Raw genomic sequence first — 21128 nt, forward strand, 5'->3', positions numbered from 1 at the left:
TGCGCCTGTTGTTACAAGGTCTTATAGAAGCATTTTCCAAAGATCCCGATTTTCAGTCCGTTACCCGAGGTGTAGCTGCAGGCATGAAGGAGCAGCTCATATCGGGTTTGTCTGGTTCGGCCAGACAAATCATGCTGGCGGCGCTGCATGAAGAAACTTCACGTCCGCTGCTTGTAGTTACTCATAATATGTTTTCTGCCCAGAAGATGGCTGAGGATTTGCAGGAAGCGCTTTCTCCGGATCGCGTTCTGCTCTACCCTGCCAATGAGCTGGTTGCCGCCGAGGCGGCAGTCTCAAGCCCTGAGACACTTGCCCAGCGGATTGATGTGTTAACGAGATGCGCCCAGGGCTTCCGTGGCGTTGTTGTTGTTCCCTATTCCGGTGTACGCCGCCTGCTTCCTTCGCCACATGTGATGGCAGACGCAGAGGTAACGATCTCCCAGGATGGGACGCTTGTTCTTGATGAGTTCCTGATGTCCATGATTGAGATGGGCTATGAACGGGTGGAGCGGGTAGAGAACCGCGGCGAGCTCAGTGTCCGAGGCGGTATTATTGATTTCTATCCGATGACTTCCCCCCTGGCCTACCGGGTGGAGCTGTTTGATGATGAGGTCGATTCCATCCGAACCTTTGATCCGCAGGACCAGCGTTCGATCGACAAGGTAAACAGCGTGAAGATCACACCTGCCAAGGAAATTATTGCTGATCAGCTGCGTCAGGATACGGCTTCTACAGAAGCAGCGGCAATGCTGGAACGGCAGCTCGAAAAGATGGCGGACCGCCAGGCGAAGCTGCGTCTGCGCGAGGAAATGGGCCGGGAGCTGGAAATGCTCCGCGAAGGCACTTATTTTCCGGAAATCTATAAATATATTAGTCTCTTATATCCTGAGCGTACCCATCTGTACGATTACATGGCGAAGGATACGATTCTGGTGCTGGATGAACCAGCGAGATTGCTGGAAACAGCGAAGCAGCTTGAGCGGGATGAATCGGAATGGAACCTGCACCTGCTGCAAAACGGAAAGACACTGCCTGATCTGCAGCTTTCTGTGGAGAGTGATGTCGTCATGTATCAACGGCCGTTCCAAAGCCTGTTCATGTCGATTTTCCTGCGCCAGGTTCCCCATATTCAGCCGCAGAATATTTTGGGCTTTATCAGCCGCGGAATGCAGGACTTCCATGGCCAGATGAATGTGCTGAAATCGGAGATGGAGCGGTGGCACAAATCCGGCGTGAAAGTGATTATGCTAGCGAATGGTGAAGAACGGATGGAGCGTGTCCGCAGGGTTCTGTACGACTATGGCATTGAGGAGCCTACCATTCTTCAAGGCAATTTGGGTTCCGGTTTTGAACTGCCTTCCATTCATCTTGCGGTGATTACCGAAGGAGAAATGTTCTCCCAGAAGCAGCGCAAGGCGCGCAAGGTATCCAAAGGCATCGATAATGCTGAACGGATCAAAAGCTACACCGAACTGAAGATTGGTGATTATGTTGTTCATCAAAATCACGGGATCGGGAAGTATATGGGAATCGGGACGCTGGAGGTCAGCGGAATTCACCGGGACTATATGCATATTATGTATGCCGGAGGAGATAAACTCTCCGTACCGATTGAACAAATTGATCTGATTCAGAAGTACGTGGGCTCGGAAGATAAGGAGCCGAAGGTTTATAAGCTTGGCGGTAATGAATGGACGAGAGTTACAAGTAAGGTGCGGTCTTCGGTACAGGATATTGCCGATGATCTGATTAAGCTCTATGCTGAACGTCAGAGTGCCCTGGGCTATGGCTTTGAGAAGGATACCCAGGAGCAGCACGAATTCGAAGAGATGTTCCCTTATGAAGAGACACGCGATCAGCTGCGGGCCATTGAAGAAATCAAGAAAGATATGGAGCAGAACCGTCCGATGGACCGGTTGCTGTGCGGTGACGTAGGCTATGGCAAGACGGAGGTAGCCATTCGTGCCGCGTTTAAATCTGCGATTGAAGGCAAGCAGGTTGCGGTGCTGGTACCAACGACGATTCTGGCCCAGCAGCACTACGAGACCTTCCGCGAGCGTTTTGCCAATTATCCGCTTAACATCCAGGTGCTCAGCCGGTTCCGCAGCCGCAAGGAGCAGAATGAGACAATCAAGGGTGTACGGCAGGGAACCGTAGATGTGGTTATTGGCACGCACCGGCTGTTGTCGCAGGATATGGTCTTTAAGGATCTGGGTCTGTTGATCGTGGATGAGGAGCAGCGTTTCGGGGTTACACATAAGGAAAAACTCAAAAAACTGAAGACCAATGTCGATGTACTTACTCTTACGGCGACACCTATTCCCCGGACCCTGCATATGTCCATGCTCGGTGTGCGGGACTTGTCAGTCATTGAGACACCGCCGGAGAATCGCTTTCCTGTACAGACGTACGTGGTAGAGCACAGCCAGACGCTTACCCGTGAGGCTGTAGAGCGTGAGCTGGCCCGGGGCGGTCAGGTCTATTATCTGTACAACCGTGTTCAGGGTATTCAGGAAATGGCTGCGCAAATCTCCATGCTCGTTCCGGAAGCCCGGGTTGGCATTGGTCATGGCCAAATGTCAGAGTCAGAGCTGGAGAAGACCATTCTTGACTTTCTGGATGGGGAATACGATGTACTGGTCAGCACAAGCATCATCGAGACAGGGGTAGATATTCCGAACGTCAACACGCTGATTGTACATGACGCTGACAAAATGGGGCTGTCCCAGCTGTATCAGCTTCGCGGGCGGGTAGGCCGCTCCAACCGGATTGCTTATGCCTATTTCACGTACCAGCGGGATAAAGTGCTTACTGAGGTAGCCGAGAAGCGGCTGCAGTCGATTAAGGAATTTACGGAGCTTGGCTCCGGCTTCAAAATCGCCATGCGTGACCTTTCCATTCGCGGAGCGGGCAATTTGCTTGGTGCTGAACAGCACGGATTCATTGCGTCTGTCGGTTTTGATCTCTACTCGCAGATGCTTGCAGAAGAGATCCGCAAACGCAAAGTCAGCGTGCTGGGTGAAGAGGATACCTCACTTAAGCAAGGAAATACGGTGATTGACTTGTCGATTGATGCTTATCTGCCATCCGAGTATATCTATGACAGTATTCAAAAAATAGAGATATATAAGAAAGTTGCTGCGGTGGCTGCCCTTGAAGATGCCGCAGAACTTGAAGACGAGCTACTCGACCGTTTCGGTGAGCTGCCTGAGGCTGTTGTCAACCTGTTATCTGTAGCCCGCCTGAAGGTATATGGCAAGCTCTACGGAATGGAATCGATGGTCCGGCGGGGCGATGAGGTCTCGCTTAACTTCCATGAAGGCAGCACCGGCGCTTTTGACACGGCAAAGCTCGCTAAGGTTGGAAATAACTTTGAAAGACGTGTACAATTTGATAGGGACGCCAAGTCAACCATCCGTGTGAAATCAAAGGATCTGGGGGACAAGGAACTGCTTGATTTGCTGGAACAGTTCCTGGCGGCGGCCAAACAGTCTTTAAAATCGAAGGGAGAATTACATGATGTCATCAAATAAAACAAAATCCTGGAAAGTGCTGCTAGTTTCACTTGCGGCGGCCATTTCTTTCTCTATGCTGGCAGCTTGCAGCAGCAATAATAACAGTAATACGGCTGAAGATAAAAGCGCTGCGGTAGCTACGTACAAAGGCGGTAAAATTACCGAAAAAGAATTTGAAATGGATACCCGTGTTATGAAACTTTTGTCGCCACAGCAGGCGCAGTACCTGGAAATTGATGCCTTCAAGGAATCCATCCTGAAGCAGGAAGTTGCATTTGAATATCTGTCTGGCAAGGCTACGGATGCCGCGAAGAAAGAAGCGGAGAAGCAAGCAGACGAACAAGTAAACTCCATTAAGACAGGCTTAGGGGAAACCTATGAAAGTACGCTGAAGGAAGCGAATCTGACAGAAAAAGATATTCATTCCTACATGCTGCGTGTACTGACTGTATATCAGGACATGCTGTTGAAAGTTACAGACGACCAGGTAAAAGCTGAGTTTGAAAAAACTAAAGGCGACTTCACGGTAGCTACGCTACGCCATGTGTTGATCGGTCTTAAGGATGCTGCAGGTAAGGAACGCACCGATGCAGATGCGCTGAAGCTGGCCAAGGAAGTGAAGGCTAAGCTGGATGGCGGGGCGGACTTTGCTGCGACAGCCAAACAATACTCTGATGATACCGGGTCCAAGGAAAGCGGCGGTGAAATTAAGGACAAGGCCCTGGGCGGATATGTGGAGGAATTCAAGAAGGCTGCCCAGACGCTGGCGCTGAATACGATTAGTGATCCGGTCAAGACCGTTTACGGTTATCACGTGATGGAAGTGGAATCCCGAACAGAGACCCCTTTTGATAAGCTGACCGATGAACAGAAGGGAACCATCAAGGGGTCACTCGCGTCCCAGGCTCTGGAATCGTACCTTGAGAAGGATCTGAAATCACTCGATGTCAAAATTAATTTGCCGAAGAGCTCTGCAGCTGCGGGAGCAGCAAATGGCGGAACTAAGCCTACAGCCGCACCAAGCGCTAAGGCTCCGGCTGCAACGGAAGCGGCCCAATAATATACGACAGATATCAATAAGACGGCCCCCTCGCATAATGTGAGGGGGCCGTCTCCGTTTATATAATACATGCGGGATCGATGTATAAGGAACTGGGAAGAGATGAATACTATGGTCAGATATTTCGATAAATCACTGGGATTATCCATTCCCATAATGAACAGTAGTTGGACCATACTTCTTAAGAAAGCGGGGCAACATGTGAAATGAAAGCTACTGGAATTGTTCGCCGTATTGATGACCTCGGCCGAGTTGTTATCCCCAAAGAAATTAGACGTACTTTGCGTATCCGTGAAGGTGATCCACTGGAAATCTTCGTCGACCGTGACGGTGAAGTCATACTGAAAAAGTATTCTCCGATTGGGGAATTGGGCGATTTTGCCAAGGAGTATGCAGAATCACTCTTTGAAGGAACAGGCCATATTACCATGATCACCGACCGCGACACTTTTATCGCTTTGGCTGGAGGTTCAAAAAAAGATTATCTAGAGAAACAGGTTGGGGTGTTGCTTGAGAAAGTAATGGAGAGCCGGAAGACTGTACTTGAAACGAATGCAGGCAGCTATGACATTGGTAAAGACCATCCGGAATCCGTCTCTTCGTATGTGGCTGCACCCATCATTTCCGGTGGAGACCCCATCGGCTGTGTCGTCCTGCTGAATAAGGATGACTCGGTGAAAATGGCGCAGATGGAAGTGAAAATGGCCGAAACCGCGGCTGCCTTCCTGGGCAAACAAATGGAGCAGTAACTTCTGTGGCATGGAAGCCCCGCTTCCCCTTTGGCGAAATAAGCCAAGCGGGTGGCGGGGTTTTTGTCGTGGGGTGTCCCTATGCGTTATAATATAGAAATTCATCCCATCATAGCAGTTATAGCTGTAGAAGCAGGTATATGTATGAAACTTAAGTCGCAAGGCTCGAAACTGCTGCAAGGGGCATTCATTCTTAGTGCAGCAGCCATCCTATCGAAGCTGATTGGCACCCTGCAGAAAATCCCGCTGCAAAATCTGGGCGGAGATGCTGTATTCGGTATTTATAACACGGTATATCCACTGTACACCATGCTGGTAACAGTGGCGATGCTGGGCCTGCCGTCAGCTGTTTCCAAATTCGTGGCAGAAGCTTCTGCGGGTAGGGAAGAGCAGGAAGGACGCCGGATACTGAGGCTCTCTGCTGTCCTTACCGGTGTGAGCGGGGTGGTAATTGGAATTCTGGTCTACGCAGGTGCGCCACTCCTCTCGGCATGGGTCGGCAATTCGCATATTACCCCTGCACTACGGGCCAGCGCGTGGGGGCTGGCCGTTGTTCCGCTAATGGCTGCGCTGCGGGGCTATTTTCAGGGCCTTCATAATATGGTCCCTACTGCCGTCTCCCAGGTGGCCGAGCAGTCGGTGCGCGTTGCTGTTATGATCGCACTGCTGCTATATCTGACTTCGATTCATGCAGATGCGTCAGGCATTGCCGCCGGGGCGCTACTGGGCTCAGCCGGAGGAGGTGCAGCCGGTCTGCTCATCATGCTGCTGTATCTGCGGAGGCACCGCCGCCGTCAAGCGGAGCCGGGGCTTGCTGCCACATCGGAAGTGATGGCTGAGACTTCATGGACACAAGAGCAGAGAACGGCAGCTCCCGCCAGTCCGAAGTCGAGTACACGCATCCTGCAGTTGCTGGCCTATGGGCTTCCAGTTATGCTGGGGGCACTGGCCGTGCCGCTCATCGGGCTGGTAGATGTATTCACTGTTCCCCGCCTGCTGTCCTCTGGCGGGAGCGAAGCGTCTGCGATGGCGCAGTTCGGGATCTACAACCGCGGCCTGCCGCTGGTGCAGATCGTCACGATGCTCGCTACTTCGCTGTCTGTGGTCTTCATCCCGGCACTCGCAGAAGCCAAGTACCGGGGCGATCTGGGGCTAATCCAGACCCGCGTCAGCTTGTCGCTGCGTTGGTTCTGGCTGCTGGGCCTGGCCGCCTCCGCAGGCCTGGCGGTGCTTGCGGAGCCGATCAATGTGGCACTGTACGGCGACGCTTCCGGCAGCAGCACGATGACCTGGCTGGCCTTCACCGCCGCTGGCGGTACGGTCAGCATCATCTCGGCCGCGCTGCTGCAGGGCCTTGGCGCCGTGCGCGCGCCGGCGCTGCACCTCCTGGCCGCCGCGCTGCTCAAGGCGGCCCTGAACCTGCTGCTCGTGCCGCAGCAGGGCATTACCGGCGCGGCCATCGCCAGCGTGGCCGCGCATGGGTTCGCAGCAGCGCTGAACGTGCTGCTGCTGCACCGCCAGGGCCATCTGCGGCTGCGCCTGGCAGATGCCCTGCTGCGGCCCGCGCTGCTGCTGGCGGGCCTGGCCCTGGCCGCTAGCGCCGTGAGCTACGCTACCGGCGCTGCGGCAGAAGCCGCGGGCCTTGGCGGCAGCCGCACCGCGGCCCTGGCGCAGAGCCTGCTCGGCGTGCTCGCAGGCTGCGCTGTCTTCGCCATCGGCACGGTAGTCCTTCGCCTGCTGAGCGAAAGTGAACTGCGCCAGCTGCCGGGCTTCGGCCCGAGGCTGGCGGACAAGCTGAAGAAGCTGCGCCTGTTTCCCTAAAGCCGGCAACGCTGGCTTGGATTAGGCTAGTCCCTCCGGTTTATCCGTAAAGGGTCTGGCCGGTCATAAATCAACGCTAGCAGTCCTGTTGAAATGCGGTACGGATTGAAATACCAGCACTACATAGAGCGGTCACATGCTATTAAGGGCAGCGGCCGCCTGGAAGGAGTAGAATCGCATGAGTGCAACACTAACAGTGGTTGGGCTTGGCTCGGGGAATCCGGACCGGCTGACGCTGGGCATTATCAAGAAGCTGAAGGCGGCATCTATCGTTTACGTTCGGACTGCAGAGCATCCGGTCATGGCGGCTCTGGCTGAGCTTGGGATTGCTTCACAGTCGTTTGACAGCCTGTATGAATCGTTGTCATCTTTTCCTGAAGTATATGAAGCGATTACGGCGAAATTAATCGAGGAAGCGGGTTCGGCGCCGTTGGGTACAGAAATGGTCTATGCCGTTCCGGGACATCCGATGGTTGCCGAGTCGGCTGTTTCTTTGCTGCGGGAACGCTGCCCGCAAGCGGGAATCAAGCTGGATATTCTAGGCGGGGAAAGCTTCCTGGACGAGGCTTTTGTGCGTCTGGGTTTTGATCCGATTGAGGGCTTTCAGCTTTTGGATGCCTCGGGCATCCGCAGCTCCCAGCTTCAGCCCGAGCTGCATACACTGATCGGCCAGGTGTACGACAGCTTTACGGCCTCCGAGACCAAGCTTTGCCTTATGGAGCTGTATCCGCCGGAGTATGAGATCATTGTAGGGCATGCACTCGGAGTGGAAGGTGAAGAGCAGATAGACCGCGTACCGCTCTATGAGCTTGACCGCCTTACAGGCTTTGGCAATCTCTCGCTAGTCTATGTGCCGGCGAACCGAGAAGAGACAGCAAGACGGCGCAGCTTTGCCCGTCTGCATGAGATCGTTGATATTCTGCGCAGTCCGGAGGGCTGTCCCTGGGACCGGGAACAGACTCATGAGTCGCTGCGTAAGAATCTGATTGAGGAAACTTACGAGGTGCTCGAAACTATTGACGAGGATGATCCGGATCATATGAAGGAAGAGCTGGGAGACCTGCTGCTCCAGATTATGCTGCATGCCCAGATGGAAGAGGAGCTCGGAACTTTTAATGTCTATGATGTGATTGAAGGCCTCAATGACAAGCTGATTTTCCGTCATCCGCATGTATTCGGGGATACCGAAGCGGGCAATGCCGAAGAGGCGCTGAAGAATTGGGAGGGCATGAAGGCTGAGGAGAAACGGCGCAAGGGCCTGAAACCTGAAGCTGACTCTGCGCTTAGTGGAGTTCCCCGTGATCTTCCGGCGCTGATGAAAGCTTATAAGCTGCAGAAGAAAGCTTCCAGGGTAGGCTTCGATTGGGACAACGTTCATGACGTTCTGGCCAAAGTCCGCGAGGAGGCAGACGAACTGCAGGAGGCTATCGAGAACGGTGCTTCAGCGGAGGAGCAGATGCTGGAGCTGGGGGATCTGTTATTTGCAGCCGCCAATGCCGCCCGCTTTATCGATGCGGACCCGGAAGAGGCGCTGACCCGCACCAACCGCAAATTTGTCTCTCGGTTTCATTATATTGAGCAGCAGTTGCGCAGCCAGGGAGCTACCGTTCAGGAGAGCAGCCTGGAACAGATGGAAGCACTCTGGCAGGAAGCAAAAAAGGAAGAACGAAAGCTGTAATTTTATAGAGTTGCCCGTACAGCCGGTATAGCCCTCCGATAAAGCGGCAATGCTGTGAATGCGCCCAAATCTCTGATTTGAAATGCAAAGAGTAGTTTATAGTGTTATAGTGCTATAAGCCCGGGATTTTTCGGCGGGAAATAGAAGGATACTCTATAGCACTCAGCATATTAAGACTTATATTTTTAAAAAATTGGCGGTTCGTGGCAGGAATTCGGGTTGGCATCAAGAATATCATAAAGACGAAATGACGGTTTGCGGCTTATCCTGGCGCACAATCGCGTTTCATTTATTTTTTTGTATCCTAGGAGGAACTTCAAATTATGAACAAGACAGATTTGGTTAACAACATTTCCGAAAAAAGCGGATTGGCAAAAAAAGATGTAGAAGCTGTATTGAACGGAGTACTGGGCGAAATTACCGAAGCCCTTGCACAAGGCGATAAAGTGCAGCTGATCGGATTCGGTACCTTTGAAACCCGCAAACGTTCCGGCCGCTCCGGCCGCAACCCGCAAACGGGCACACCGATTGAAATTCCAGAATCGACTGTACCGGCCTTCAAGGCTGGCAACAAGCTCAAAGAAGCCGTCAACTAATGCGTCTTGATAAATTCCTGAAAGTCTCCCGCTTGATCAAGCGCCGCACAGTGGCCAAGGATGTGTCCGAACAAGGCCGGGTGCTGATCAACGGGAAAGAATCCAAGCCGAGCAGTACAGTGAAGATCGGCGACGAGATCACTGTGCAATTCGGTCAAAAACTTGTGACGGTCAAAGTGGAAAAGCTGGTCGAAACGACCCGCAAGGACGAGGCCGCAGGTATGTATACACTGCTTCGTGAAGAGCCTGTTGCCAAAAGCAGCGGCCTCGACTGGTAAGCAGATTTGTAAAGTTTCTAGAAAAGCGCTGCTCTGCATTCTGTGGAGTATGCGCTTTTTTTGAAAATATAAGAGTTTCGAGGTTCACGCAATAAATTAGCCGTTTCCACTTGTGCCGTTTCTGTTCTATAACCTCTCCTTCCCCCATAGATTAGAATCAAGAAGGAGGGGTACATGCTATGATCGAGCCAGTAAAAGTCAATAAACAGCACGATCTGCACATGCACAGCCGCAAACAGCTGGAGCTTACCGGTGTGCAGAACGTGGAAAGCTTCGACAGCGAAGAGTTTCTGCTGCGTACGGAACTTGGCCATCTCACCATTCGGGGAAATCATTTACATATCAAAAACTTAAGTCTGGAGAATGGCATATTGTCTCTGGAGGGCAATGTGCAATCCCTGATTTATCTAGATCCCGGAGCGCAAGGTAAAAATAAAGGATTACTCGGCAAGCTGTTTAAATGAATCCCACAGTTCAGTGGATGACCCTGTTCTATATGATGCTGGCCGGCACAGCCATGGGACTGGCCTATGACAGCTACCGGGTGCTGTCGCTGAAATTAAGCTTTCCCAAGTGGCTGAATGCGCTTCTCGATCTCTTGTATTGGTTATGGGCGGCGCTGCTGGTCTTTCGCATGCTTTATGCCGGAAATCAGGGACAATTGAGGTTTTATGTCTTCTTGGGACTGTTTCTAGGCGTATGGATCTATTTTTTAATCTTCAGTGTTACGGTGCGCCGTTTTGTGGTAATGTTAATTCAGTCGGTTCAGTATACGTGCAGACTGCTATGGAGAGTTATAGAAGTGTTAATAGGTGTACCGCTGCGCTTGTTGTGGCGCCTCTTGAGAGGCATACTGCAGCTGTTGGGCCGTATCCTGTTATTTATTCTAAAGCTGCTGCTGCGTCTAACGAAACCCATTTGGGTATTTCCTGTAAGGTGGATCTCTCCACATGTTTCCCGGCTCCGCCACAGCGGCTGGGTCACGAGATGCGTAGCATGGATACACACCAAAAGGAAACACTGACTTGAACTGGAGGAACGCTGCATGAACAGATTCTCTGCGGAAGAGAAGGGGAATAGCCATAAAGCTTCGGCCGCAGGCACGAAGAGAAGGAAATTCATATGGACGCTCGTTGTTGCTGTGTTTTTTGGCTGGGCCGGTTTTATTTTCTTTGCCCAGAGTGCGGCTATTGCAGAAAAGAGTGAACAGCTCGCCAAGAAGCAAGAGAGCAATGAGACGGTGACCACTTCCCTTAATCAACTGAAATATGAAGTATCCCGCCTGAATGATGATGAGTATGTCGGACAATTGGCGCGTAAATGGTACAATATGTATCCTAAAGGCGAAACACCTATTCGTACAGAGCAATCAGGGAAATAAAGCAGGCCAAAAGGGGCTTTCGCTGTGTTGCCTTGATTTGTTCTTTACTGTATAATCAAATCACCGCAGACAGGATGGACTTTATATTCGTCTGTATATTTTTAAGGGAGGATCATTTTATTCTATGGCAATTGAAGTGGGCACCAAGTTAGAGGGCAAGGTGACAGGCATCACGCATTTCGGAGCATTTGTGGATCTGTCAGGAGGTGTCACAGGTCTCGTTCACATCTCGGAAATCGCCGATAATTACGTCAAAGATGTTAATGATCATTTGAAGATTGCTGATGTGGTGACCGTCAAAGTGATTAACGTTGACAAGGACGGTAAGATCGGACTTTCCATTAAGCAGGCCGTAGATAAGCCGGCATCGGAAGTACGTCCCCCCAGAGCTCCAAGACCTGAACGTCCAAGCGGTGGAGACCGTTTCGGCGGCGGTGGCGGCAGTGGTGGAGGCGGCGGTGGATTTAATCGTGAACGGGGAGGGCGTCCATTCAAGCCTGCAGCCGGTAAACCTTCATTCGAGGATAAAATGTCACGCTTCCTGAAAGACAGCGAAGAACGGATATCTTCGATCAAGAAGAACACAGAAGGAAAGCGTGGAGGCCGTGGGGCCAAGCGCGTATAGTTTCATACATGTACATCATTAATAACCGCCGGGGGCATAATTGCCCTTTGCGGTTTTTTTGTATGCCGGGAATGAGAAGACTTGCGCTACTAAAAATAATGGAATAGACACTGTGAAATCAAGTTCCACCTGGTAGGGCTATTTTGTCGGCTGAAAACAAATTCCCGACAGTATCCTTGCCATTCTCACATAACTCCAGAGCAATCGCTGACGAATGACTGCAGCCGCAGGTATGTAAAATGTGGAAGGACTTTCCATAATCTCCGCCAACCGGCTGTCCCGCAAGGGATGCGCAGGCTTCTCCACAGAATGTCGGCACAGGCTTTTTTGTCGGAAATTTCTTACAGGCTGCCCTCCGTTTCTGACAAACTTTCCAAAGACCCCCGCTATATAATGAGACTCATAAATTCTTAAACGGGTGGTGTAGAGGAATGGGTAAAAGCAATGTGGTGAATTTGCCGGAGTGGACAAGAACTGGAAGCAATGACAAAGATCAGAGGGATAGCTGGGGGGACCGGGCTAAGGCGTGGAGTCTGAAGCAGCCGGTAATCCAGCTTTTCATAGTGAAAAAGTGGATGCTGCTTCTGAGTCTTATGGGTTTTCTGCTCGGCCGCGCGATGATACTGGAAGAGCTGTCCCCTTTTGCTGCAGCTTACTTTGCCGTTATTGTATTTATGCGTAAAGACTCCATCTTGCCTGTAGCCGGCGCAATTATCCTTGGGAGCCTCTTTACTCCATTCCCCGGTGCCATAATAGTAGCCGCAGAGCTAATTATCTTTCTCTTGATTTATAAAGGCTTGGAGAGCTTTCAAAAAGTGGAGCTTTCCTATGCGCCGCTGATGGTCTTCGTCTCTTCGTTTATGGTGGGGTTATTCCAAATCGTCATTGGGCCCTCGATTACCTGGTATTCGCTGATGATGGCAACACTGAATGCTCTGCTCGGATTCGTGCTTACTCTGGTATTCTTGCAGGCGCTTCCGATCTTTACGTATAAGCAAAAAAGCAGGGCGCTGCGTAATGAGGAAGTACTCTGCCTGATTATACTGCTGGCCTCAGTGATGACCGGCCTTGTGGGCTGGAGTGTAGGCGGATTATCGCTTGAGCATATCCTATCCCGCTTTCTGATTCTGCTGTTTGCCTTGGCTGGAGGTGCCCCGCTTGGTGCAGCCGTCGGTGTGGTTACCGGACTGATCCTCAGTCTGGCGGATATTGGGGCGATTTATCAGATGAGTCTCCTCGCCTTCTCAGGGATGCTGGCAGGCATGATGCAATCCGGGCGCAAAGGTGCGGTCTCTATCGGGATGCTGCTCGGCTCAACCATTCTGTCCGTCTACTTCCTGGGTCCGGGTGATGTGATGGCCTCTACCTGGGAGACCTGCGCAGCGGTAGTGTTGTTTCTTCTTACACCTAAAGGAATGATTTCTGCCATTGCCAAGTATGTACCGGGCACGCCAGACCATAGCCGTTCCCAACATGAATATGCGAGAAGGGTAAGGGATATTACAGCCGATCGGGTAACCCAGTTCTCCCAGGTATTCCGCCAATTATCGAGCAGCTTTGGTCAGATTCCCCGTGCCGGGGAAGCCGGTAAATCGGATCGTGAAATGGAGGATTTCATGAATACCGTGACCGAAGGAGCCTGCTCGGGCTGCATCCGCCGCTCCCATTGCTGGGATACCAAGTTCTATCAGACCTACCGCTATATGACCGATATGATGACAACGGTAGAGGAGTGCCCCGGCATTACGGCTGCCCAGCTTCCGCCGGAATGGAGCCGGATCTGCGGCAAAACTGCTGAGGTATTAGAAGTGATGAAAGGTCAATATGATCTATACCAGCATGATATGCGCTGGAAAAGACAAATATACGATAGCCGCCAATTTGTTGCCGAGCAGCTGTCAGGCGTGTCCCAGGTGATGGAGGATCTGGCCAAAGAGATCAAACGTGAAGGGCAGGCCATGTACCGTCAGGAAGGACAGATTCGTGAAGCACTGGAGAAGCTCGGCTTGTCCATCCACAGCATTGAGATTCTGAGCCTGGACCCGGGCCGGGTAGAGATCGAAGTCGTGCATGCCTATACCCGCGGCTTTGATGAATGCCGGAAGATGATTGCTCCGCTGCTCACTGACATTCTGGAGGAAAATATTGCAGTCGTAAATGAAACGGCGGTTCATCCCCGGGAGGGATTGTCGATGGTGACCTTTGGATCGGCCAAAGCCTATGAGGTAAATACAGGTGTTGCAGGAGCAGCCAAAGGCGGTGATATGCTATCGGGAGACAGCTTTAGCACTGTAGAGCTGGGCAATGGAACCTTTGCTGTCTCCATCAGTGATGGTATGGGCAACGGGGAGCGGGCCCGCATGGAGAGCAGCGCCGCGCTCGGGATGCTGGAAAAGCTGCTGCAGTCGGGGATGGACGAGAAACTCGCGGTCAAATCCGTTAATTCTATTCTGCTCCTGCGTTCTCCGGACGAATTCTATGCGACTGTGGATATGGCGCTGATTGACCAGTATTCAGCACAGACTACGTTTATGAAAATCGCGTCAGCCCCCAGCTTCATCCGGCGGGGAAGTGAGGTCATTCCTGTTACAGCCAGCAATCTGCCGATTGGAATCATCAAGGATATTGAGGTTGACCTCGTCAGTATGCAGCTGCGTCCAGGGGATATTTTAATAATGATGACCGATGGTATTTATGATGCACCCGGATATGCCGTTAATAAAGAAATATGGATGAAACGCTTAATCCAGGAGCTTGAGGGTGATGACCCCCAGGTGCTGGCCGATGATCTGCTGGAAAAGGTTATCCGGTATCAAGGTAATGAAATCCATGATGATATGACGATCGTAGTCAGCCGCTTGGATCACTTCCATCCGGAATGGTCCAGCCTGCATTTGCCCGGTATTGGCCGGATGGAGCGCCCGCGCACCGTAAGCTAATCTATCATTTAACTGATACTGTTTTTTGCAGCTATAACCGCTGGCTCAGATACGGATCGGAGAGGAATTTTGGAGCTGGAGAAGCGCTAGCGTTCGCCTTCGCCTTTGTCTTCTGATTTCAACCGCAAAGGGCGGTTTCCAAACAAGAAATCAGAAGACAACAGCGACCGGAAGCCCAAAACTTCCTTGCAGTGACGCATTTTCACGCATGATTTAATTCATTTTTCCCCGCTAGCGGCGTTTGAAATCTCTCTACCTTGGATATGCTAGAAACATATACAAGGAAGGGAGTGATCGGTCATGAAGCAAATCCTGCTTATTACTGACGGTTGTTCGAACGTAGGGGAGAGTCCGGTGATGGCTGCGGCGCATGCGCGTCAGGAAGGCATCACCGTTAATGTGGTCGGTGTAGTCGATTATGGCACCATCGGGGAGCTTGGCAGCCAAGAGATTGCGGATATTGCCAAGGCCGGCGGCGGTATCAGCCGGATCGTAGGAACGCCGCAGCTGGCACAGACGATTCAGATGATGACCCGCAAGACAGTGGTTCAGACGATTCAACAGGCGGTTAATAAAGAGGTAAAAAAAATACTCGGAGAAGGCTCACTGGAAGAGCTGCCTCCGCTGCAGCGCTCGCAGGTGGTTACAGTTGTCGATGAATTGACCGAAACCTCACCACTGCGTATTGCGCTTTTGATCGATGCCAGTGCGAGCATGAAGCCTAAGCTGGGTGCTGTAGAAGATGCGATCCGTGATCTGGCGCTTAGCCTGGAGGCCCGGGAGGGTAAGAGCGAAATAGCCGTTTTCCATTTTCCGGGACGCTCCAGCAGTGAGGATGCCGTGCTGGATATGGACTGGACACATAATGTGTCGGAGGTCCGCTCCTTGTTCTCCAAGCTTAAGATGCGTGGGGCCACGCCTACCGGACCGGCCATATTCAAGGTGCTTGAGCATTACCGTTATGATACACTGGATGGACACCGTGAACGTCCGACAGATGACGGTTACGATGAAAAAGAAGGGATGATTGGTGGGTATGTCGTCTAATCCGCCCTATCCTGCCGGCACGGTAATCAGCGGCAAATGGCGGGGGAACCGTTATGTCGTTGAGCGGATGCTGGGAAGAGGAGCGAACGGAACCGTATATCTGGTGCAGCGGGAAGGCAGACGGGAGCACTATGCCCTCAAGATCGGTAACGATACCCTTGAGCTGCAATCCGAGATCAATGTTCTGACCAGCCTGCAATCCAGCAGGAAGCGAAAAGAGCATCGTGCACACCGTGAATCCCCCTTGTCTTCCTATTTACTCGAATCAGATGATTTTAAAGACGCCGACAGCGTACCATTTTATGTTATGCGTTATGTGGAGGGCCGGCCGCTGCACCATTTTTTAGCCAAGAACGGAGCCTCCTGGCTAGGTCTGGTTGGCCTCAAGCTGCTGGAGAAGCTACGGAATCTGCACGAGTGCGGCTTTGTGTTTGGAGATTTGAAGCCAGAGAACGTAATGGTGTCCAATTACGGAGAGGCAGAGCTGATTGATTACGGCGGTGCCAGCCCGCTGGGCCGCAGCGTGAAGCAATTTACCGAATGGCATGACCGCGGGTACTGGAATGCGGGCAGCCGTATGGGTGACGAGAATTATGATCTGTTTGCCTTTGCTGTGCTGTGTCTGCGTTTGCTGGATGAAGAAGGGTTGAAGACAGCTGCCTCCCAGCTGCCGCAGACTAGAAGTGCCGACGAGCTGCTGAAGCTGGCCAGAACTTTGCCCGATAAGAAGCTCTCCGCTTGGCTGTGTCTGGCACTTAAAGGCGGATTCCCGGGAACGGAGGCGGCAACAGAAGCCTGGAGGACCCATATCTACAATTCAAGAAAACCGGGGAAAGAATCAATGGCGACACCCGGCTGGTTAAAAAGTGCATTCGCGCTATCCTTATTTTTGCTGGTATTTACGATTTACTACGTATTTCGATTTTGAAATTATACATAATATCGGGAGGTCTTGGCATCTCATGCCAGTTCCGGCCCGTTACCGGGTGAGAAAGGGAGCCGTATGGAGCAAATGAAAGAACTGGTGGAATCCGTATTGGAGTCTGCAGCCGAGCATCAGCTATGGTCGCCCCATGACACCATTGTAGTCGCAGTTTCCGGAGGGCCGGACTCTGTGGCTCTTTTGCATATTCTGTATGAAATCGCCTTGAACCGGATACCGCTAACCTTAATCTGTGCGCATGTGAATCATGGCTTTCGAGCAGAATCGGCAGAAGAAGCGGAATCTGTCCGTGCCATGGCTCGTGAGCTCGGGCTTCCCTTTGAAATGGCAGAGTTTGATATTCCCTCTCTCGTCAAGGAGAGCGGTCTTGGACCGGAGGGAGCAGCACGGCAGAAACGCTATCAGTTTCTCATCGATACGGCGCACCGCTATGGAGCCCGTTCGGTTGCGTTGGCTCACCATGCAGACGATCAGGCCGAAACTGTGCTGATGCGTATGCTTCGGGGAAGCGGTCCTTCAGGCCTTGGGGGGATGCGGTGGAAACGCACCGAAAAAAAGGTGGAACTCATCCGGCCCTTCCTGCGTATTAACAAAACAGCTCTTGTCGAATTGTGCCAGCAGGAGGGGTTTTCCTATGCTGAGGATGCCAGTAATTTAAAGACGGAGTATAGACGCAACGCGGTAAGGCTGGAACTGATTCCAACGCTTGAAGAGTACAATCCCAGAGTGAAGCAGTCACTACTTCAATTGTCTGAAATTGTTCAGGCGGAAGATGAATTTATGGAAGCGGCAGCGGGAAAATGTTTTGATGAGCTCGTTCTGGTCGATTCTGGAAAATGCTCTCTGAAGAGGACCTCATTTGCGGCCGTACCCTCTGCTTTACAACGGCGTTTGATTAAACTAATATTAAATTATCTGTCGGCGGATTCATCGAGCTTGGATTTTCCCAAGATTGAAGCAGTACGCCGGGGAACGCTGCAGGAGCATCCCACGGTATGGAGTTTGAATTTGGGTAGCGGACTGACCTGTATGCGGCAATATGATACTATTGTGTTCTTGTCCAAGCCTCCGAAGCAGCAATTAAGCTATACATATCGGCTGTCTTTGCCTCATCCCCGTATTGAAATTAAGGAGATAGGAAAAGTATTGACGATGTCGGTGCTGGAGAGAGAAAATTTTTCTGTACTGGGGGAGGACTTTGGGGAAATGTTGGCGTGGTTTGACAGCAGCGAGCTGGTCCTGCCACTCACCATCCGTTCCCGTTTGCCTGGAGATACCATAAGGGTTATGGGATTAAACGGAAGCAAAAAGGTAAAAGATATTTACATTGATGATAAAATACCTTCTTCCGAACGCTCTGCGATTCCCCTTGTTTGTGATGGTCTGGGCAATATCGTCTGGATTCCGGGCGTTAGACGCTCGATGCATGCCGCAGTAGGGCGGCACACGGCCTCGGTTCTTTTATTGTCTCTGGAGGATATGGAGAAGAGCGAAGAGGCGTAATGGTCAAAGTAAGTCTTTCATAGTATAACTTAGGAGGTTCGCAAGTTGCAGAACGATATTCAGGAAATCTTGATCAGCGAAGAGGAAATTCAACAAAGAATCAGGGAACTCGGCGCCCAGCTGAGTACGGAATATGCAGGACGCACGCCACTCGTCATCTGTGTGCTAAAAGGCGCGTTTATCTTTATGGCAGATTTGGTTAAAGTCATTACAGTGCCTGTTGAAATGGATTTCATGGCTGTATCCAGCTATGGAGCATCCACCAAATCCTCAGGCGTAGTCAAAATCATCAAGGATCTGGACGCTTCCGTTGAGGGACGCGATGTTCTGATTGTGGAGGACATTATTGACAGCGGGCTTACGCTTAGCTATTTGATTGAAATGCTTCAAGGGCGCAATGCTGCATCAGTGACTGTGGTCACCTTGTTCGACAAACCCGCAGGGCGCACAGTTAGTCTGGAAGCCGCGTATACCGGATTTGTAATTCCGGACGAATTCGTAGTAGGGTATGGACTGGATTATGCCGAGCAGTATCGGAACCTCCCTTACGTCGGTGTACTGAAGCCTGAAATTTATTCCAAATGAGCTAATCGCAGCCTTAGATCTACGGATCCGTTCCCTGGCTTCTGTCAAATTTGAGGAGTCTGGGCAGGCTATGGTACAATAACTTGAGTGTTGTGAGAGGAGGTAGGGGATGAATCGGTTCATCCGGAATTCTGGTTTTTATTTGATTTTATTTTTAGTCGTGGTGGGCATTGTCCAGTTTGTAAGCAATGGAAATGAATCCGCCGATTTCCCTAGATATGATGAGTTAAGACAGGAGATCAAGAATAACAATGTGAAGAGCATGACGATTCAGTTCGAAGGCAATGCTTTTGCCGTAACCGGCGAATATAAACAGCAGCCTTCAGGTGCTAAATCGAAGAACTTTTCCACATTTGTTCCTCCTACAGATCAAGCCATTAATGAACTCGTAGCTGCCAGTGATAATAACGGCATAGAGTTATCGCAGAAGAAGATGGAAGGTGACAGCATTTGGCTGACGTTCCTTTCTTCCATCATTCCGCTGGTTATCATGTTCATCCTGTTCTTCTTCCTGTTTAATCAGGCACAGGGTGGCGGCGGCAAGGTAATGAATTTCGGTAAGAGCAAGGCCCGGTTATATAATGAAGAGAAGAAGAAAATTAGTTTCGAGGATGTTGCAGGGGCCGATGAAGAGAAGCAGGAGCTTGTCGAAGTCGTGGAATTCCTCAAAGATCCGCGTAAATTTGCCGCAGTAGGTGCCCGCATTCCTAAGGGTGTGCTTCTCGTGGGCCCTCCAGGTACAGGTAAAACCCTGTTGGCCCGTGCGGTAGCCGGTGAAGCCGGGGTTCCTTTCTTCAGCATCTCCGGTTCCGACTTCGTCGAAATGTTCGTCGGTGTCGGCGCTTCCCGAGTACGTGATTTGTTCGAGAACGCTAAGAAGAATGCACCTTGTATCATCTTTATCGATGAAATAGATGCGGTTGGACGTCAGCGTGGCGCAGGACTTGGCGGCGGACATGACGAACGTGAACAAACCCTCAACCAATTGCTCGTTGAAATGGACGGTTTTGGCGGTAATGAAGGAATAATTATCGTTGCGGCTACCAACCGTGCAGATATCCTTGACCCGGCCCTGCTTCGTCCAGGACGCTTTGACCGTCAGATTACAGTGGATCGTCCGGATGTGAAAGGCCGCGAAGCTGTACTCAAGGTTCATTCCCGCAATAAGCCATTGACGAAGGACGTTAGACTTGACGTTATCGCCAAGCGTACTACCGGTTTCACTGGAGCGGATTTGGAGAACCTGCTAAATGAGGCAGCCCTCCTCGCTGCACGGCGTAACCGTAAGGATATTTCCATGAACGAAGTGGATGAAGCTATTGACCGGGTAATCGTAGGTACCGAGAAACGCAGCCGTGTCATTAGTGATCGCGAGAAGCGTATTGTGGCTTACCACGAAGCAGGTCATACGATTGTCGGTTATTTCCTGGAGCATGCGGATATGGTTCACAAGGTGACCATCATCCCGCGTGGCCGTGCAGGCGGATACGTAATTATGCTTCCGAAAGAAGACCGGATGCTTGTTACCAAGCAGGAATTGCTTGATAAGGTAACCGGACTCCTTGGCGGGCGTGTCGCTGAAGAGCTATTCATTGGAGAGATCGGTACAGGCGCATACAGTGACTTCCAGCAGGCTACGCGAATTGTCCGCAGCATGATTATGGAATACGGTATGAGTGATAAGCTGGGACCTATGCAGTTCGGTACTTCTCAGGGCCAGGTTTTCCTGGGCCGTGATATCGGGCATGAGCAGAATTACAGTGACTCCATTGCATACGAGATCGATCAGGAGATGCAGAACTTTATCCGCAGCAGTTATGAACGCTGTAAAGAGCTGCTGACCAAATACTCCAAAGAGATGCACCTGATTGCCAATACGCTTCTTGAAAAAGAAACGCTGGAGCTGGATCAGATCAAGGAATTGATCGAGCAGGGTTATCTGACCGAAGACGGCAAACCGGTAGAATTACCTGGCGTTACTCACGAAGAAGGCGAGCCTGTCATTGATTCCATTGGTGATGTGCGTGTCCGCATTCAAGGTAAAGCTGAGGATACCTCTACTACTATCGGGGACTTGTCCAAGGATATTCCGAACAACCCGGATACAGAGCATGGAAACGGCTCGGATGACGGCAATAAAGACGGTGGCGGAAGTCTCGTCTAGATTGTAAGTGATATAAGATCCGGAGAACCCTAAGGTTCTCCGGATTTTTTTATCTTTTCAGTGCCCAGATGAACGTCTTCTGCCAGTCGGGTTACATTGACAGTGGGTGGAACGTTGTGTACATTAGTGATTAAATATTAAATAATATATGACGAATCAATCGCAGGGCTGGGTGGCTGCTGCGTACCCGCAAATTTCGGGGAGATTGCTAAGTATGTGCCGGCTAAAAGCCGTGAAGACATAA

17 protein-coding genes are annotated in these 21128 nt (G+C 51.3%); all 17 read left to right on the top strand.

Translation table 11 applies throughout. From position 1 onward, the window contains the following. The first annotated feature begins 8 nt into the window (after positions 1-8). Positions 9-3533 carry a transcription-repair coupling factor gene (mfd, locus tag A3842_RS17580; protein WP_074102231.1) on the top strand — a complete coding sequence of 1175 codons (3525 nt, stop codon included), beginning with the start codon at positions 9-11 and terminating at the stop codon, positions 3531-3533. Then, positions 3520-4575, top strand: a complete 1056-nt coding sequence (locus A3842_RS17585) for a peptidylprolyl isomerase (RefSeq protein ID WP_083609632.1) — start codon at positions 3520-3522, stop codon at positions 4573-4575. The genes mfd and A3842_RS17585 overlap by 14 nt, the downstream gene beginning before the upstream one ends. 206 nt (positions 4576-4781) lie before the next feature. Further along, on the top strand, positions 4782-5324 hold the full coding sequence (gene spoVT, locus A3842_RS17590) for a stage V sporulation protein T (RefSeq protein ID WP_074086925.1): 543 nt from the start codon (positions 4782-4784) through the stop codon (positions 5322-5324). Positions 5325-5468: 144 nt separating this feature from the next. Next, on the top strand, positions 5469-7145 hold the full coding sequence (locus A3842_RS17595) for a putative polysaccharide biosynthesis protein (RefSeq protein WP_074102233.1): 1677 nt from the start codon (positions 5469-5471) through the stop codon (positions 7143-7145). Positions 7146-7323: 178 nt separating this feature from the next. Beyond that, positions 7324-8823 carry a bifunctional methyltransferase/pyrophosphohydrolase YabN gene (yabN, locus tag A3842_RS17600; protein ID WP_074102234.1) on the top strand — a complete coding sequence of 500 codons (1500 nt, stop codon included), beginning with the start codon at positions 7324-7326 and terminating at the stop codon, positions 8821-8823. 323 nt (positions 8824-9146) lie between these two features. After that, entirely contained in the window at positions 9147-9419 is a 273-nt protein-coding gene (locus A3842_RS17605; protein ID WP_074086928.1) for an HU family DNA-binding protein, read from the top strand. Further along, positions 9419-9697 (top strand): RNA-binding S4 domain-containing protein, encoded by a 279-nt coding sequence (locus A3842_RS17610; RefSeq protein WP_038584395.1) that lies wholly within the window; start codon positions 9419-9421, stop codon positions 9695-9697. The genes A3842_RS17605 and A3842_RS17610 overlap by 1 nt, the downstream gene beginning before the upstream one ends. 179 nt (positions 9698-9876) lie before the next feature. Further along, complete coding sequence (gene yabP / locus A3842_RS17615; protein WP_074086929.1) at positions 9877-10161, top strand: sporulation protein YabP; 285 nt, start codon at positions 9877-9879, stop codon at positions 10159-10161. Next, positions 10158-10721, top strand: coding sequence for a spore cortex biosynthesis protein YabQ (yabQ, locus tag A3842_RS17620; RefSeq protein ID WP_074102235.1), 564 nt, complete (start codon positions 10158-10160; stop codon positions 10719-10721). The genes yabP and yabQ overlap by 4 nt, the downstream gene beginning before the upstream one ends. A gap of 21 nt (positions 10722-10742) precedes the next feature. Further along, positions 10743-11078, top strand: coding sequence for an FtsB family cell division protein (locus A3842_RS17625; RefSeq protein WP_074086931.1), 336 nt, complete (start codon positions 10743-10745; stop codon positions 11076-11078). A 124-nt stretch (positions 11079-11202) separates the two neighbouring features. Then, positions 11203-11703 (top strand): S1 domain-containing RNA-binding protein, encoded by a 501-nt coding sequence (locus tag A3842_RS17630; protein WP_036696437.1) that lies wholly within the window; start codon positions 11203-11205, stop codon positions 11701-11703. Positions 11704-12134: 431 nt separating this feature from the next. After that, complete coding sequence (gene spoIIE / locus A3842_RS17635) at positions 12135-14642, top strand: stage II sporulation protein E (protein ID WP_074102236.1); 2508 nt, start codon at positions 12135-12137, stop codon at positions 14640-14642. Between the two features lie 300 nt (positions 14643-14942). Then, entirely contained in the window at positions 14943-15689 is a 747-nt protein-coding gene (locus A3842_RS17640) for a vWA domain-containing protein (RefSeq protein WP_074102237.1), read from the top strand. Beyond that, positions 15679-16617: a serine/threonine protein kinase gene (locus tag A3842_RS17645; RefSeq protein ID WP_074086934.1), complete on the top strand. Its 939-nt coding sequence runs from the start codon at positions 15679-15681 to the stop codon at positions 16615-16617. The genes A3842_RS17640 and A3842_RS17645 overlap by 11 nt, the downstream gene beginning before the upstream one ends. Positions 16618-16692: 75 nt before the next feature. After that, positions 16693-18135: a tRNA lysidine(34) synthetase TilS gene (gene tilS, locus A3842_RS17650; protein WP_074102246.1), complete on the top strand. Its 1443-nt coding sequence runs from the start codon at positions 16693-16695 to the stop codon at positions 18133-18135. Between the two features lie 45 nt (positions 18136-18180). Further along, positions 18181-18720 (top strand): hypoxanthine phosphoribosyltransferase, encoded by a 540-nt coding sequence (hpt, locus tag A3842_RS17655; RefSeq protein WP_074086935.1) that lies wholly within the window; start codon positions 18181-18183, stop codon positions 18718-18720. A gap of 109 nt (positions 18721-18829) precedes the next feature. Beyond that, positions 18830-20884, top strand: coding sequence for an ATP-dependent zinc metalloprotease FtsH (gene ftsH / locus A3842_RS17660; protein WP_074086936.1), 2055 nt, complete (start codon positions 18830-18832; stop codon positions 20882-20884). Positions 20885-21128: the final 244 nt, after the last annotated feature.

The organism is Paenibacillus sp. P3E (assembly GCF_001909045.1).
Taxonomy (GTDB): Bacteria; Bacillota; Bacilli; order Paenibacillales; family Paenibacillaceae; genus Paenibacillus_AQ; species Paenibacillus_AQ helianthi.